The sequence below is a fragment of the Streptomyces sp. NPDC047525 genome (genome assembly GCF_040643025.1).
GTDB classification, from domain to species: domain Bacteria; phylum Actinomycetota; class Actinomycetes; order Streptomycetales; family Streptomycetaceae; genus Streptomyces; species Streptomyces durmitorensis.
The window spans coordinates 212890-226802 of record NZ_JBEYTL010000006.1 but is presented as its reverse complement, the minus strand read 5'-3'; the positions used below and the strand labels follow the sequence as shown (position 1 = coordinate 226802).

The window sequence follows — 13913 nt, the reverse complement described above, 5'->3', positions numbered from 1 at the left end:
GCCGTGGCACCACGACCCTTGCATGAAATCGTCGAAGCGGGCTGGGCGAAGGCCCTGGAACCCGTCGCCGGGAAGATCACCGAGATGGGCGGCTTCCTGCGCTCGGAGATCGCCGCGGGACGCACCTACCTCCCGTCCGGGCCGAACGTCCTGCGGGCGTTCCAGCAGCCCTTCGACGAGGTGCGGGTGCTGATCGTCGGCCAGGATCCCTACCCGACCCCCGGGCACGCGGTGGGTCTGTCGTTCTCGGTCGCGCCCGAGGTGCGCCCGCTGCCCGGCAGCCTCATCAACATCTACCGCGAGCTCGGCTCGGACCTGGGGCTCCCGCCGCCGACGAACGGCGACCTCACGCCCTGGACCCAGCAGGGCGTCCTGCTGCTCAACAAGGCACTCACCACGGCCCCGGGGCGTCCCGCCGCGCACCGGGGCAAGGGGTGGGAGGAGGTCACCGAGCAGGCCATCAAGGCGCTCGCCGCGCGTGGACGCCCCCTCGTCTCCATCCTGTGGGGGCGTGACGCCCGCAATCTGCGGCCGCTCCTGGGCCCGCTGCCGTCGGTCGAGTCGTCGCACCCCTCGCCGATGTCGGCGGACCGGGGTTTCTTCGGCTCGCGCCCCTTCAGCCGGGCCAATGACCTCCTTGTCCAGCAGGGCGGGCAGCCGGTGGACTGGCGGCTTCCGTGACGGACGCCTCGTGTGTCATCGGGGTCGACTCGGGCGGCTCCGGGATGCGGGTCGCCCTCGCCGGTGCGGACGGGTCGGGCCTCTCTGCCCAGGTGAGCTCGGAGGAGCCGGTGCGCACCGGTGCGCGCGGCATCGATGCCGGGCACTTCACGGAGCAACTGGTGCCCATGGCCCGGGAGTTGCTGGAGCGGTCGGGCAACGCCCGGATCACTGCCGTGGCCATCGGCGCCGCGGGCATGGCGACCCTCGGAGGTGACCTGCGCGCGGAGCTGCCGTCCGCGCTCCGCCGGGCCCTGGGCGTCGGTCGCCTGGCGCTCGCCGCCGACGCCGTCACCGCGTACGCGGGCGCGCTGGGTGATCGCCCCGGCGCGGTCGTCGCCGCGGGCACCGGCATGATCGCGATCGGCACGGATCTGACCGCCTGGCACCGCGCCGACGGCTGGGGGCATCTGCTCGGCGACTGCGGTGGCGGCGCGTGGATCGGCCGCGCGGGCCTCGAGGCGGCGATGCGCGCGTTCGACGGCAGAGGTCGCGGCTCGAAGGCGCTGCTCGCCCGCGCCGAGGAACTCTTCGGCCCGGCGCCCGGTCTGCCCGGGCAGCTCTATCCCCGTACGGACCGGCCCGCGATGCTCGCCTCGTTCGCGCCCGAAGTGGCGCGCTGCGCCCCCGACGACCTCGTGGCCCAGGCGATCCTGCGGGACGCCGCCCGGCACATCGCCGAGGCCGCGGCGGCCGTCTGCCCGGCGTCCGACGCGGTGGGACTGGGCGAGCGGCCCGAAGTCGCCCTGACCGGAGGCCTGTTCAAGATGGGCGACGCGCTGCTCGGCCCGGTGCGGGCGGAACTGAAGGACCGTCTGCGGCACGTGCGTCTCGTTCCGGCCGCGGGCGACCCGCTGGACGGCGCCGTGCGCATCGCCCGCACCATCGCCGCGCAGCGGTTGCGCCTGCCGCTCGACCCGCGCATGCTCAGCGTCCACATCGAGCACACCGGGTACGACAGTTGACCACTTACATAGTGTGACAGTTGACCACTACGTAACTCATAAGACAAAAGCGGACTTATACCGCCCACCTGTACCCTCCCCGAACAGCGAAGCCCCGAAGACCAGTAGCATGCGGGGCCATGAGCTCCCCCACCGGGCCCGCATCAGGCCTGCCCGTACGAATGCCGCGACCCCGCCAGCCCGGTCGGCACCGCCGCCCGGAGCCCGTGGCGGCTCCCGAGAACGCGCCCGCGCTCGTTCTCGCCGTACCGGGCGTACCCAGCACCGCCACGCGCAGCCTCGCCGAAGAGGTCGTGAGCATCGCCCGCTCCGAGCTGCCCGGCCTCGACGCACGCATCGGGTACCTCGACGGAACCGAGGACGCCACGACCACCTCGTTCCCGGAGTTCCCCTCGCTGCAGTCCGTGCTCGCGCACGCCGCGACCGAGCGCACCGCCCGCTATGAGCAGGCGCGTGCCGCGGGGTCGGACGCCGCCGAGCCCGACGGCCCCGTCGCCGTCGTGGTGCCCCTCCTCGCGGGCCCCGACAACGCGCTGATGCGGCGCGTGCGGCAGGCCGTGATGGACAGCCGGGCCCCGGCCGAGCTGACGGACGTCCTCGGCCCGCACCCGCTGCTCGCCGAGGGGCTGCACGTGCGTCTGTCGGAGGCCGGGCTCGCCCGCGCCGACCGCGCCCGTCTGTTCACGGTGGCCACCGCCGCGGACGGCATCGTCCTGGCCACGGTCGGCGGCGAGGAGGCCGTGCAGGCCGCCGGGATCACCGGCATGCTGCTCGCGGCCCGCCTCGCGGTGCCGGTGATGGCCGCCGCGCTCGACCAGGAGGGCGCCATCGCGAACACCGCGGAGGAGCTGCGCGGCTCCGGCTCGACGCAGCTGGCGCTCGCCCCTTACCTGATCGGCCCCGAGATCGACGGCAGCCTGCTCGACGCCGCCGCCAAGGAGGCCGGCTGCTCGGTCGCCGAGTCGCTCGGCGCCTACCCGGCCATCGGCAAGCTGGCCCTCTCCAAGTACACGTCGGCGCTCGGGATCGCCCCGCAGCAGCCGTCGGGCGCGCCGGTCCACTGACCGCACCGCGCCGGCAGACCTGATGCCGTCACGCCGTTGGGCCCGCCCCCTGATGCAGGGGGCGGGCCCAACGGCGTGAGCAGGGCGCGGCGGCTCAGCCGAAGATCACGCAGGACGCGGCAGGGGCCTCGACGGAGCCCGCGCGGCGCGGGATGCCCGTCGCCGGGTCGATCGCGAACCAGGTCACGTCGCCGGACCGCTCGTTGGCCGCGTACAGGAACCGCCCGGACGGGTCGATGGCCAGGTCACGCGGCCAGTGGCCGCCGCAGGGGACGGTGGCGGTGAGCCGCGGCCTGTCCCCCGCCTCGTCGAGCGCGAGCACCGAGATGACGTCCTGGCCGCGGGTGGCGGTCCACAGGAACCGGCCGTCGGGTGCGATGACGGCCTCCGAGGGGAAGGCCTCGCCGTCGCCGTCCGCGGGGCCCGGCAGGACGGCCGCCTCGCCAAGCGGCTTGAGGGCGCCATCGGCGGCGTCCCAGGCGCAGATCGTGACGGTGGGGGCGAGCTCGTTCAGGACGTACGCCCGGTCGCCGCGCGGGTGGAACACGAGATGCCGCGGGCCGGATCCCGGCCGCAGCGCGATCTCGCGGTGCAGGGCCGGCGCGCCGTCCGCGGTGAGCTCACAGACGCGTACGGAGTCGGTGCCGAGGTCGACGCTGACCACCCAGCGGCCGCTCGGGTCGGGCAGGACCTGGTGGGCGTGCGGCCGCTGCTGGCGCTGCGGGTGGGGGCCCGCGCCGGTGTGCCGCAGGACGCCGGAGAGGGCGGGGGCGAGACTGCCGTCGGAGCGCACGGGCACGGCGGTGACGCTGCCGGAGCCGTAGTTGGCGGTGAGGACGTGCCCGGCGTGCAGGGCGATGTGGGTGGGCGCCTCCCCGCCGACCGCCACCGGCGGCCCGGCCTGCTCGGCCTTGTCGCCGCTGAGGCGGTACGCGGCGACGGCGCCGTCGGACGTCTCGCTGACGGCGTAGAGCATGTCGCCCGCGGCCGACAGCGCGAGGTACGAGGGATCGGCGACCGTGTCCGTGGCGCCGAGGACGGTCAGCGCACCGCTGTCCGTGTCGACGGCCGCGGTGAGGATCCCGGACCCGCCCGCCGCGGTGAAGGACCCGATGTACGCCCGTTGACTGCTCCCGTGCCTGCCGACCACTGCGTTCCCCTCTCGACTCTCGACCGAGCGCCGCCTCCAGGGGGCACTCGTGCGGCAGACGCTAGCAGGCGGTCTAGACCAAGGCGCTCTAGACCGGGGCGTCCTGGACCAGGGATTCGCCGTACTCACCCCGCGTCCTGGCGAGGGCCCCGGGGTGGTGGACGTAGGCCGGATGCCGCTCCACGGTGTCGTACGTGCGGTGGAAGACGGGGGTGGTGCTGCCGGAAAGGGGCGGCACGATCCAGGACCAGTCGGCGCCGACGGCGCGGCCCTTGCTCTCCTCGCGGCCGAGGTGGGTCAAGAAGCGCCGGGACTCGGTGTGGTGGTCGGACATGGTGACACCGGCCCGGTCGAAGGAGTGGAGCACCGCACGATTGAGCTCGACGAGGGCGCGGTCCTTCCAGAGCGAACGGTCGCTCGCCGTGTCGAGCCCGAGCCGTTCGGCGACGCGCGGCAGCAGGTCGTAGCGGTCGCTGTCGGCGAGGTTGCGGGCGCCGATCTCGGTGCCCATGTACCAGCCGTTGAAGGGCGCCGCCGGGTAGCAGACGCCGCCGATCTCCAGGCACATGCAGGCCAGCGCGGGCACGGCGTGCCAGCGCAGGCCGAGCCCCGCCCACCAGACGTGATCGGGGTGCTCGATCGGGACCTCGAGCACGGCGTCGGGCGGCAGCCGGAACCAGCGGGGCCTGTCCCCCGAGCCCTGGATCACCAGGGGCAGTACGTCGAAGGGGGTGCCGGGACCGCCCGGCCAGCCGAGGCTCCGCGCGAACGCGGTGATCCCGGCGTTGCGCGGGTCGCCGACGACACCTCCGCCGGGGTGCGCGTACCCCGCGTACCGGATGAGCTGCTCGTTCCAGATGCGGGGCCCCGGACGGCCTGGTGCGTCGGGCGCGAAGACGGTGATGAGGGGCCTGATCCGCCGTCCGTCGCTGACGGCCGCCCGCAGATGATCCGCCGACGCGGCCGCCACGTCCTCGGCCGCGGTCAGCTCCCTGCGGTCCAGGACGCGCAGCGAGCGCCAGTAGAGGCGTCCGATGCAGCGGGCGGCGTTGCGCCAGGCGAGCCGGGCGCCGAAGACGAGCTCGTCGTGGGTGTGACGGTACGTCCCCGTCTCCGCGATCTCGGCGAACACCTGGGCGATCCTTGGCGCGGGGTCACCGCGGTGGGCCTCGCCGTGGTGGAGGCGGACGAAATCTGCCGCGGCCCGGCGCAGGGCGGGCCCGGCCGGCGCGCCGTCCGCGGGGCGCGGCGCCGACGGGGCGGCGGGCTCCTCGTGGCCCGCGGCACGCTCCGGGCAGACCATGTCGGCGGCACGCTGATGGAGGTCGGCGGGGATGTCGGCACCCCGCGTACCGCGGTCCGCAGGGGCTTCGTGTCCGGCCCTGCGCAGGTAGTTCCGCATGGTGCACCCCCTGGGGCGGCTCGGGGGCACGGACCGCTCCCGCGCGGTCCGCACGTCTGTTAGCCGCGCAGTTACCCCTCCCGCGGGGTGATCCACCCTGTGCGTGCCCGGTGAACATGCCTCAGACGCGGGCGAATTGTCCACCGCGACCGCGAACAGCAGGTCGGGGGGTCAAGGAGAGGTCGCCGCGGCCGTGGGCCGCGCGGCGTCCTTGATGGCGGGCAGTGCGAGGGCGCCGGCCAGCTCGGCCAGTTCCTCGTCGGTCGGGCGGACGGGCCCTTCGGCGCCGTCCTCGGCGAAGGCCCGGATGCGCGGGGTACGGATCCCGGTCTTGTCCGCGATCGCCTGCGGCGTCAGATGACGGCGGCGCATGGTCTGTTGGAGTAGCTGAGACAGGTCGTCCATTGAGCTCTCCTGCCCCGGCCGCGTGCTCTCATGCCCCGCACCTCACCGCGCGGCGTCCACCGCACGGCGGGCGGCCGTCGGAGCCGCCGTCACCGGGGCAGGACGGCCCGGATGGTCTTGCCGTGCGGCCCGCTGGTCACGGTGACCGCCTTGGCCATGTGCTGGACCATGGGCCAGCCGAACCCGCCGGTGCCGCCGGCCAGGTCGGGCGCCCGCTCCTGCGGCGGCCGCGGATCGGCGTCGCCGACCACCACCGCCACGCCGTCCGGCTGCGCCTGCAGGCGCAGGGAGCACGACGTACCGAGTGCGTGGCGTACGGAGTTGGTGACGAGTTCGGACACCGCGAGTTCGATGCTCGCGGCGTCCTGGCTGCCCACCGGGGGGTGGAGCCTGTCCACGAAGGTGCGGGCGAAGTCCCGCGCGTGGGCGACGGCTTCCGGCCGCTTGTCGAAAACCGCCCGGTCCGACGGTCCTGTGTCCAGTCGCATCCCGTGCGTCTTCATGAGCCCTCCTCGTACGGGGTGGCCTCTGTCCGAATATGGGGTGGCCGCTGTCAGAGATGCACACTTGCCCGGCAATGCGGAACCTATAACGCTCGAACACATAACGGATCTTGTTGCACGGCAGGGTGCATGAAGCACCGGCGTCTGGGTACGTGCGCTTCACCGGCCGGTCGGGGGACGACGGAGGGCCGGTACGGACAGGGGAGGGCAACCATGACTACGGCCACCGGGACATCCACGGACACGGGCATCGCGGAACTTCCGGAGATCGTCTCCCCGCAGGGGGTCGAGCCCAAGGACGCCCGCGATCTGTCGAAGCTGTTCTTCACCAGGCTCTCCGTGCTCGAAGAGGGCACACCCGAGTACCAGTACGCCCGCAACACCCTCGTCGAGATGAACATGTCGCTGGTCCGGTACGCCGCCGGGCGGTTCCGCCACCGCAGCAACGACATGGAGGACATCGTCCAGGTCGGGACGATCGGTCTGATCAAGGCCATCGACCGCTTCGAGCTCTCCCGCGAGGTCCAGTTCGCCACGTTCGCCGTGCCGTACATCGTCGGTGAGATCAAGCGGTTCTTCCGCGACACCTCGTGGGCCGTGCACGTTCCGCGCCGCCTCCAGGAGGCCCGCGTCGAACTGGCCAAGGCCACCGACGAGCTCAGCTCCCGCCTCGGCCGCGCCCCCAAGGTCGGTGAACTGGCCGAGCTGATGGATCTCACCGAGGACGAGGTCATCGAGGCCCGCACGGCCTCCAACGGCTACAACTCCACCTCCCTCGACGCCACGCTCCACGGCGAACGCGACGACAGCGAGGCGGCCCTCGCCGACTTCATCGGCGCGGAGGACCCCGCCATGGAACTCGTGGAGGACTTCCACGCCCTGGCACCGCTGCTCGCCCAACTCGAGGACCGCGACCGGCAGATCCTGCGCCTGCGGTTCGTCGACGAACTCACCCAGTCGCAGATCGGCGAACGCCTCGGCGTCTCCCAGATGCACGTCTCGCGCCTCCTGTCCCGGACCCTGGCCCGCCTGCGCGCCGGGATGCTCACCACGCGCTGACGCTCCCCGGTCGGGGGACGGCGGAGGAAAGGCGGGGTTTGGACCGCTCACGGGGCGTTAGCATCACTGCGCCGCTGATGTCCGACCGAGAAGGCGAATTCCCGCGATGGCCGACGACGCTTACCTCTTCCTCCTTCCTGACCGGCACCCCCGGCTGGGGACCGCGCTGGCTGCCGTCGGCGCCCTTCAGTGCGCGGAGACCCCCGCCGTCCACGGCTGGCTGCAGGCTCACGACGTGTCGGCCTCGTCCGAACTGGTCAGGATCCTGCCCGCCGACGCGGAGGCGTTCATCCCCGAGGACGCCGAGCGCCTGCCCATTCCGTTGAGCGAGGAGGAGGCGCTGCGGGTCCAGCAGGGGTGCGCGCCCCAGTCCGTCACGGACATGGAGGGTGAACTGCTGCGGTTCCGCGAGACGACCCAGGACTGGGAGGCGCTGGTGCACAGGGCGCTGGCCGCGGGTGTCCCGGGGCCGCGCATCGCCCAACTGACCGGCCTCGACCCGCAGGTCATCGGCCGTCTGACCGTCTGACCTCCCCTAGCCGGCGGCGGTGGGCCGCTTGGTGAAGCGGTGCCACCAATGCCGGCGGCGGGGATGCACGGCCCGGCCGAGCCTGCGGCCGAGGAGCAGGTAACCCAGCACGGCACCCGACGTGTTGAGCAGGACGTCGTCGATGTCGAAGGCCCGCCCGGTCACGAGGAAGCCCTGGGCCAGCTCGACAAGGAGCATCACCAGCGCCGTGACGGCGATGACGCGCAGGAGACCCCGGGCCCGGGGCACGAGCACCGGCAGCAGCATGCCGAACGGCAGGCCCAGGACGATGTTGCCGCCGAGCTGCTTGACGGTGTCGCGGAACGCGGGCTGTGCGAGATAGTCACGGATCGAGTCGCCGGGGCGCAGATTGCTGTGCGTCAAGGGCTCGGAGGCGGCCGACGGCTCCAGTGTCAGCCGGGCAAGGAGCACGGCGAAGACCAGCGTCCCCGCGAAGGCCAGCAGCATGGCCACGCCACGCGCCCATCGGGAGAGCGGCGGCGCACCGGGAGCGCTTCGGCTCCCCGTTTCCTTCACGGTCTTGCCCTGCGGAACTGTCCGTGCCATCACGAGCCTCCATTCAGGGGGTGTCTTGTCTGCGCTTTCGGCTGCCCGTCGGGCGGGGGCGCACTCGGTGGGGCGGCACTGGGTGCGCGGGGGTCACGTGGGGTCCGTACGGCCGAACAGACCGGCGTGCCCCGGCGGAAGCTGCGTGAGGATGCGGCGCAGCAGCGCGTCGTCGGCGACCTCCGCGACCGTGGCGAGCACCGCGGTGACGGCACGGCGGGCCTGCCCCGCGTCGACGTCTACGTGGGCGCCCACCGCCGCGATGAAGGCCGCGGGCGTCAGGGGTTCGCTGGCCGGTGAGCCGTCGGTGAGCAGCGGGCCGCACGGCCGGGGCAGCAGCCGGGCGAGATCCATGCGGTCGTCCCCCACCAGGTGCGCGCCCAGGACCTCCAGAACGCTCTGCACCGCCCCTGCCGCCTCCTGCCGTTCCGCATAGCCTCCGCGGTCCTGGACGCGGTCAAGCAGCACTTCCACGGACGCGTTCATGGCCGCTCCTTCCTTCGGACTCGTCGCCGTGGTGGGCACGGGAGGGCTGCAGGACGGTGTCGGCCACGTCGAGCAGCGAGAGGCCGTCGCGTGCGCTCACCCCCTGGAGCCATGCCAACGCCTCGGCGACGGCGCAGTCTTCGCGGGCGGCGACGTAGTCGGCCGCCTGGTGGATGCGCTCCCAGCGCGCCGCGCGCGTGCTGGTGGTCCACACCGGGCGGCGGCTGCCCGCACCCGCGTGCACGGGCCGCCAGCGCATCAGTGCCTCGAGGGCGAGACCGGCGGCGCGCTGCGCGTAGGTGATGTGGGTGGAGGTCACGTCGGTGTGCTCGGTGTAGTAAAGGCACAGCACGCCGACCGGTGTGTGGCGGGAGTGCAGCGGCAGGGCCAGCACGCGCCGGGTGTCGGGCAGTTCCTCGGTCAGGGGCGGTCCGGTGCGGCACGGATAGTCGCGCAGGTCCGGCACGAACACGGGCTGCATGCCCAGTGCGGCGCTGACCGAGGGGCCGTCGGCGCGGGTGAACTGCGCGGCCTCGGCCTGAAGTGCGGGTTCGTCGGTGGCGTGCAGCAGCTGCCAGTGCTCAAGCCGGGGCAGCCAGGACAGGGCCGCCCGCTGCGCGCCCAGGGACTCCGTGAAGGCGGTGCAGAGCCGGTTGGGCAGCGCGCGTCGCCCGACAGCCGCCGCTACCGACACGTCGTGCACGATCGACGGTGATTCCTCCGGCATGGTCAGCATCCCTCTCAGTCGCGCGCCTCACGGTCCGGCAGCACCCTCCGGACTGAGGCGCACGGCTGGGCCCGGCGCCCGGAGGAGCGGAAGTTCGTCTACCACGCGACGGGCCAACCATGTGTCATCGGCCGGAGTCATCGATCGATGTGACCGGTCCGGCATCGGGCGACCGAGGGAACGGTGCCTGCTCAGGCCCCGATCAGAGGCGTACGCGTCGGACTGCGCAGCGGCACGGCCAGTTCGACGAGTGCCTTCTCCAGGCCGTGCAGATGGGCAAGCACGGGCTCGACGGTGGAGGGATGCGGCAGGGCGACGGCGTCGGTGGCCGGTCCGCCCGCGGCCTCCGGCGCGGTGAGCGCCTCCACGGCGGCCTCCACGCGCCAGCAGGCGGCGGCGAGCCGGTCGTCGTGCGAGGCCTCGGGGTCCGCGGCGATCGAGGCGAGCCCGCGCACCTCGCGGGCGCAGGCGTCGAGCAGCGCGAGCACCTGCCGGGCGCGCTCCTTGCGGGCCCGCAGCGGGCTGAAGGGGTGCACCAGCGGGGCGAGCGAGAACCGCACCTTCCCGAGCAGCTGCTCGAGCTCGGCGACGCGCGGCGCGGGATCGGCGCTCTCGGACCCGGCGAGCCGGGCCGCGGCCTCCGCCGTGCAGGTGTGCACGCACCGCAGGGCACGCTCGATCCAGGCGTTCGTCGTGGCGTGCGTGGTGACGGGCAGGACGAGGAGCACGGCGAGTACGGCGCCGAGCGCCCCCACGCCGGTCTCCGCGACCCGCAGCGCGAGCAGCCCCGGGTTCAGCACTCCGAGCAGTCCGTAGAGCACCCCGGCCATGACCGTGACCGCGAGCATCATCCAGGTGTACGAGACCGCGGCCGTGTAGAAGATCCCGAAGACGCTGACGGCGACGATGACCGCCGAGGGCACCGGCGCACCGTGCAGCGGGACCGCGAGGACGAAGCCCGCGCCGATGCCGATGACCGTGCCGAGCACCCGCCGGAAGCTCCGCACCAGCGTCTCCCCGCTCGACGCGGTGTTCACGAACACCCACCAGGTGGCGCCCACGGCCCAGTACCACCGCTCGTGGGAGAGCACCTGTCCCGCGGCGAGCGCGAAGGCGCCGCCGAGTGTCGCCTGGACCGCCTGCCGGGTGGTCGTCCTGGCAAGCCCCCTGCCCCCCGGCACGGTGGGCGCGAGGACGGGCGGCAGGCGGCGCTCGTAGCACCAGAGCCCGAACCGGACGGTCGACGACGCGCACAGCGACAGCAGGATGGCGGCGAACAGCTCGGGCAGCTGCTCCGGCACCGTGTGCAGGAACTGCGTCGCGAAGAAGGTCATGAACGCGAAGACCCCGAGCGAGTGCCCGCGCGGCCCCCACCGCCGCGCGTACACGCCCGCGCCGAGCACGGCGAGGAAGGCGACGTCCCGGGCGACGGGTACGTCGTGCAGGAACGCCGCGAGAGCGAGCACGGGAAACCCGACGACGGGCAGCAGAGCCGTGGTGACGGCCTGGCCCCGCACGGTCGCGTCGCCCACGGTGAAGAGGGCGAGCAGCGCCGCGAGCCCACCGGTGATCGCCGCGACGAGCGAGTGCCCGGCCAGACCGCACACGGTCACCGCAAGACCGATGCCGATGACGGCCCGCGCGGCGAACCGCAACCGCACCCGCCCCGGATCCGGCGCCACGAACACCCTCTTCAGCACGGCTTCCCCGCCCCTTTCGCGTCCAGCTCGACCTGCCCACATGGAAAAGGCGCCGCGGGGATCCGCAGCGCCATCGACAGACACATCACACCATCCAGGGCCCTACTGGCTCAACCGACACCAGTTTCACTGAGCCATTGGTTCACTCTCACGCCGCCATGCCGAGCCACAGGAGGACCAACGGACCATTCCCGCCACCGTCGCTCGCCGCAGTGGCAGCACGTCGGGGTACCGCACGAACACCCCGTCGTAGGCTGTCAGTTCTCACGACTGAGGAGTCGACATGGCCGGAGTCTTCAACCGCATCAAGCAGTTCGTCCGAAGCCCCCAGGGACAGCGCGCGGTCCACCAGGCCCGCCGGGCATCGGCCGACCCCAAGAAGCGCGCCCAGGCCAAGCGGATGCTCGGCAAGTTCCGAGGGCGCCGCTGAGCCCGTGGGAAACGGTGTGAGACGGCGCCGAGGTCAGGCGCCCTCGCCCCGGCCGCCCGGTGAGATCAGTCCCGTCTCGTAGGCGAGCACGACGGCCTGGACGCGGTCCCGGAGGTCCAGTTTGGACAGGATGCGGCCGATGTGCGTCTTGACCGTGGTCGGGCTCAGGAACAGGCGGTCGGCCAGCTCGGCGTTGCTCAGGCCCGTCGCGAGCAGCCGGAGCACCTCCAGCTCGCGGGGCGTCAGGCCGGACAGGTCGCGGTGGAGGGTCGCCGCTTCGCCCTCCTCCTGGTGGGCGAAGCGTTCGATGAGGCGGCGGGTGATCGCCGGCGCGAGCAGGGCGTCACCGGACTGCACCAGGCGTACGGCGGCCACCAGGTGCTCGGGCGTGACGTCCTTGAGCAGGAAGCCGCTGGCACCCGCGGTGAGCGCCGCGTAGACGTAGTGGTCCAGGTCGTACGTGGTGAGGATGATGACCCGCGTCGCGTGCGGGCCCTCGCCGCCCAGGATCCGCCGGGTGGCCTCGATGCCGTCCATCTGCGGCATGCGGATGTCCATGAGGACGACGTCGGGCCGGGTGCGCCGGACGGCGGCGACCGCATCGGCCCCGTCGGCCGCCTCGGCCGTCACCTCGATGCCGTCGGCGGCCAGGATCATCCCGAAACCGGTGCGCACGAGGGCCTGGTCGTCGGCGATGACGATGCGCAGCGGGGACCGGCTCATGCGGTGCGCCAGGGTATGAGGGCCTTGATGCGGTAGCCGCCCGTGAGGGTCGGTCCTGCGGTGAGTTCGCCGCCGTAGACCGCCAGGCGCTCGCGCAGGCCGATGAGACCGCGGCCGTTGCCGTCCGCCGGCGGGGCGTCGCGCACGCCGCCGGTGTCGACGACCTCGATCTCCAGGCGGTCGTCGGCGCAGCCGATGGTGACGGACGCCTCGGCGCCGGGCGCGTGCTTGATCGTGTTGGTCAGCGCCTCCTGGACGACGCGGTACGCCGCGAGGTCCACGCCGGGTGACAGCGGGTCCTGCGGCAGGCCCACCGAGACGCCGACCGGCGTCCCCGCGGCACGGACCCGTTCGATCAGGGCGTCGAGCTGACCGAGGCCGGGCTGTGGTTCGAGCCCGTCCGCGGGGCTGTCGGGCCTGCCGGTGTCCGGGGCCGCCAACAGGCCCATCACGTGCCGCAGTTCGGCCATCGCGGCCCGGCCACCGGCCTCGACCGCCAGGAGCGCCTGCTTCGACCGTTCCGGTGCCGCGTCCATCACCTTGCGTGCCGCGCCCGCCTGGATCACCATCACGCTCACATTGTGGGTCACCACGTCGTGCAGCTCGGCGGCAATGCGGGATCTCTCCTCGTCCACCGCTCGGCGCATGGCCTCCGCCTGCGCCCGCTGAAGCTGTGCGTACCGGTCCTTGCTCGCCGTCAACTGCCGCTGCCAGAGCCGGACCAGGCCGGCCAGCACCCCCGCCACCAGGAGCACGACCGCCGGGCTCGACCAGCCCGGCAGGACGGGCTCCGTGTCCCGGAAGCCGATGCCCGCCAGGATGGCGGCGATGAGCAGCACGACCAGCGCCCACATCCGGTGGCGGCTGTACGTGACCGCGCTGTAGGCACCGATGACGCAGGTCAGCACATTGATCCAGGAGGTCCTGTCCTCGCCGACGACCAGCGCGAGGCCCAGCACCGCCGCGAACGCGGCCAGCGGATACCGGCGCCGGTATGCCAGCGGCAGCGCCGAGAGGGCGACGAGCGGCCAGGGCGCGGCGTAGGTCTCGTGGTCCGGTATCCCGGGCCCCGGAGGCGGCGGTTCGGGCATCGGAGGCGGCTCCCCGGGCTCCGGAGGCGGATCCACGGGCCCGGACGAGACGTCCTGCCCGATCGTGACCGGCCCGCTGTCGGGGTACCGCGCCGCCACGATCAGGGCGACGACGGTCAGCAGGACCGCGAGGGCCACATCGATCCATACCGCCCGGCGCGACAGCGGTGCGGGCCTCGCCTCCGGCCGGAACGCGTCCCGCAGTTGCTGACGCCGTCCGCGCCGCTCTCCCGTCTCCACCGGCTCATTGTGCGACCCGCCCCCGCCGGTCCGCATCAGCCTGCGCGGCCGGGCTCCCGTACCACGGGAGTACGTCGCTGTGATGACCCAGCGGCCGGGTCATCCGCGGGGAGCACCGCATGTCGGTGCCGCGGCCGACGCGCCCTGACGGC

The 13913-nt window shown here is 73.2% G+C and carries 16 protein-coding genes; 6 read left to right on the top strand and 10 right to left on the bottom strand.

What is annotated here, in order from left to right; translation table 11 throughout:
- The first annotated feature begins 3 nt into the window (after positions 1-3).
- The 3 genes from ABZ833_RS19205 to ABZ833_RS19195 all read left to right on the top strand — a co-directional run bounded on the left by ABZ833_RS19205 (position 4) and on the right by ABZ833_RS19195 (position 2749).
- A complete protein-coding gene (locus ABZ833_RS19205; protein WP_361048064.1) occupies positions 4-681 on the top strand; it encodes a uracil-DNA glycosylase in 678 nt (225 codons plus the stop codon).
- Positions 678-1685, top strand: a complete 1008-nt coding sequence (locus ABZ833_RS19200) for a BadF/BadG/BcrA/BcrD ATPase family protein (protein ID WP_361048061.1) — start codon at positions 678-680, stop codon at positions 1683-1685. The genes ABZ833_RS19205 and ABZ833_RS19200 overlap by 4 nt, the downstream gene beginning before the upstream one ends.
- A gap of 119 nt (positions 1686-1804) precedes the next feature.
- Positions 1805-2749, top strand: a complete 945-nt coding sequence (locus tag ABZ833_RS19195) for a hypothetical protein (RefSeq protein ID WP_249591416.1) — start codon at positions 1805-1807, stop codon at positions 2747-2749.
- Between the two features lie 94 nt (positions 2750-2843).
- Here ABZ833_RS19195 and ABZ833_RS19190 read toward each other — a convergent pair whose 3' ends face one another.
- The 4 genes from ABZ833_RS19190 to ABZ833_RS19175 form a co-directional block, all read right to left on the bottom strand.
- A complete protein-coding gene (locus ABZ833_RS19190) occupies positions 2844-3899 on the bottom strand; it encodes a lactonase family protein (RefSeq protein WP_361048058.1) in 1056 nt (351 codons plus the stop codon).
- Positions 3900-3987: 88 nt separating this feature from the next.
- Positions 3988-5301, bottom strand: a complete 1314-nt coding sequence (locus ABZ833_RS19185) for a nitric oxide synthase oxygenase (RefSeq protein WP_361048055.1) — start codon at positions 5299-5301, stop codon at positions 3988-3990.
- A gap of 171 nt (positions 5302-5472) precedes the next feature.
- Positions 5473-5706 carry an XRE family transcriptional regulator gene (locus tag ABZ833_RS19180; protein WP_361048053.1) on the bottom strand — a complete coding sequence of 78 codons (234 nt, stop codon included), beginning with the start codon at positions 5704-5706 and terminating at the stop codon, positions 5473-5475.
- An 89-nt stretch (positions 5707-5795) separates the two neighbouring features.
- Positions 5796-6209, bottom strand: coding sequence for an ATP-binding protein (locus ABZ833_RS19175; protein ID WP_361048050.1), 414 nt, complete (start codon positions 6207-6209; stop codon positions 5796-5798).
- A gap of 213 nt (positions 6210-6422) precedes the next feature.
- Between ABZ833_RS19175 and ABZ833_RS19170 the strand changes: the two genes are divergently transcribed.
- Entirely contained in the window at positions 6423-7268 is an 846-nt protein-coding gene (locus tag ABZ833_RS19170; protein WP_361048048.1) for an RNA polymerase sigma factor SigF, read from the top strand.
- Between the two features lie 106 nt (positions 7269-7374).
- Positions 7375-7797: a DUF6003 family protein gene (locus tag ABZ833_RS19165; protein WP_361048045.1), complete on the top strand. Its 423-nt coding sequence runs from the start codon at positions 7375-7377 to the stop codon at positions 7795-7797.
- A gap of 6 nt (positions 7798-7803) precedes the next feature.
- On the opposite strand, the gene ABZ833_RS19160 is transcribed toward ABZ833_RS19165, so the two are convergent.
- From ABZ833_RS19160 to ABZ833_RS19145, 4 genes are all read right to left on the bottom strand, one after another.
- Positions 7804-8364, bottom strand: a complete 561-nt coding sequence (locus tag ABZ833_RS19160; protein ID WP_361048042.1) for a VanZ family protein — start codon at positions 8362-8364, stop codon at positions 7804-7806.
- A 93-nt stretch (positions 8365-8457) separates the two neighbouring features.
- The gene (locus tag ABZ833_RS19155; RefSeq protein WP_361048039.1) at positions 8458-8850 is read right to left on the bottom strand and encodes a DUF2267 domain-containing protein; all 393 of its coding nucleotides are present in this window, start codon (positions 8848-8850) and stop codon (positions 8458-8460) included.
- Positions 8822-9577 carry a GAF domain-containing protein gene (locus ABZ833_RS19150; RefSeq protein WP_361048036.1) on the bottom strand — a complete coding sequence of 252 codons (756 nt, stop codon included), beginning with the start codon at positions 9575-9577 and terminating at the stop codon, positions 8822-8824. Before ABZ833_RS19150 ends, ABZ833_RS19155 begins: the two co-directional genes overlap by 29 nt.
- A gap of 191 nt (positions 9578-9768) precedes the next feature.
- Entirely contained in the window at positions 9769-11277 is a 1509-nt protein-coding gene (locus ABZ833_RS19145; protein ID WP_361048033.1) for an FUSC family protein, read from the bottom strand.
- Between the two features lie 283 nt (positions 11278-11560).
- Between ABZ833_RS19145 and ABZ833_RS19140 the strand changes: the two genes are divergently transcribed.
- Positions 11561-11707, top strand: coding sequence for a hypothetical protein (locus tag ABZ833_RS19140; protein WP_361048030.1), 147 nt, complete (start codon positions 11561-11563; stop codon positions 11705-11707).
- A gap of 33 nt (positions 11708-11740) precedes the next feature.
- Here the strand turns inward: ABZ833_RS19140 and ABZ833_RS19135 are convergent, their stop codons facing one another.
- Together ABZ833_RS19135 and ABZ833_RS19130 are read right to left on the bottom strand one after the other, a co-directional pair.
- Complete coding sequence (locus ABZ833_RS19135) at positions 11741-12430, bottom strand: response regulator transcription factor (RefSeq protein ID WP_361048027.1); 690 nt, start codon at positions 12428-12430, stop codon at positions 11741-11743.
- Positions 12427-13761 carry a histidine kinase gene (locus tag ABZ833_RS19130; RefSeq protein ID WP_361048024.1) on the bottom strand — a complete coding sequence of 445 codons (1335 nt, stop codon included), beginning with the start codon at positions 13759-13761 and terminating at the stop codon, positions 12427-12429. Before ABZ833_RS19130 ends, ABZ833_RS19135 begins: the two co-directional genes overlap by 4 nt.
- Between the last annotated feature and the right edge of the window lie 152 nt (positions 13762-13913).

Bases quoted from the DNA above. Each gene is read 5' to 3' on its own strand.
- ABZ833_RS19195 (WP_249591416.1), top strand. From the start codon at position 1,805: ATGAGCTCCCCCACCGGGCCCGCATCAGGCCTGCCCGTACGAATGCCG.
- ABZ833_RS19185 (WP_361048055.1), bottom strand. From the start codon at position 5,301: ATGCGGAACTACCTGCGCAGGGCCGGACACGAAGCCCCTGCGGACCGC.
- ABZ833_RS19180 (WP_361048053.1), bottom strand. From the start codon at position 5,706: ATGGACGACCTGTCTCAGCTACTCCAACAGACCATGCGCCGCCGTCAT.
- ABZ833_RS19175 (WP_361048050.1), bottom strand. From the start codon at position 6,209: ATGAAGACGCACGGGATGCGACTGGACACAGGACCGTCGGACCGGGCG.
- ABZ833_RS19170 (WP_361048048.1), top strand. From the start codon at position 6,423: ATGACTACGGCCACCGGGACATCCACGGACACGGGCATCGCGGAACTT.
- ABZ833_RS19165 (WP_361048045.1), top strand. From the start codon at position 7,375: ATGGCCGACGACGCTTACCTCTTCCTCCTTCCTGACCGGCACCCCCGG.
- ABZ833_RS19160 (WP_361048042.1), bottom strand. From the start codon at position 8,364: ATGGCACGGACAGTTCCGCAGGGCAAGACCGTGAAGGAAACGGGGAGC.
- ABZ833_RS19155 (WP_361048039.1), bottom strand. From the start codon at position 8,850: ATGAACGCGTCCGTGGAAGTGCTGCTTGACCGCGTCCAGGACCGCGGA.
- ABZ833_RS19150 (WP_361048036.1), bottom strand. From the start codon at position 9,577: ATGCCGGAGGAATCACCGTCGATCGTGCACGACGTGTCGGTAGCGGCG.
- ABZ833_RS19140 (WP_361048030.1), top strand. From the start codon at position 11,561: ATGGCCGGAGTCTTCAACCGCATCAAGCAGTTCGTCCGAAGCCCCCAG.
- ABZ833_RS19135 (WP_361048027.1), bottom strand. From the start codon at position 12,430: ATGAGCCGGTCCCCGCTGCGCATCGTCATCGCCGACGACCAGGCCCTC.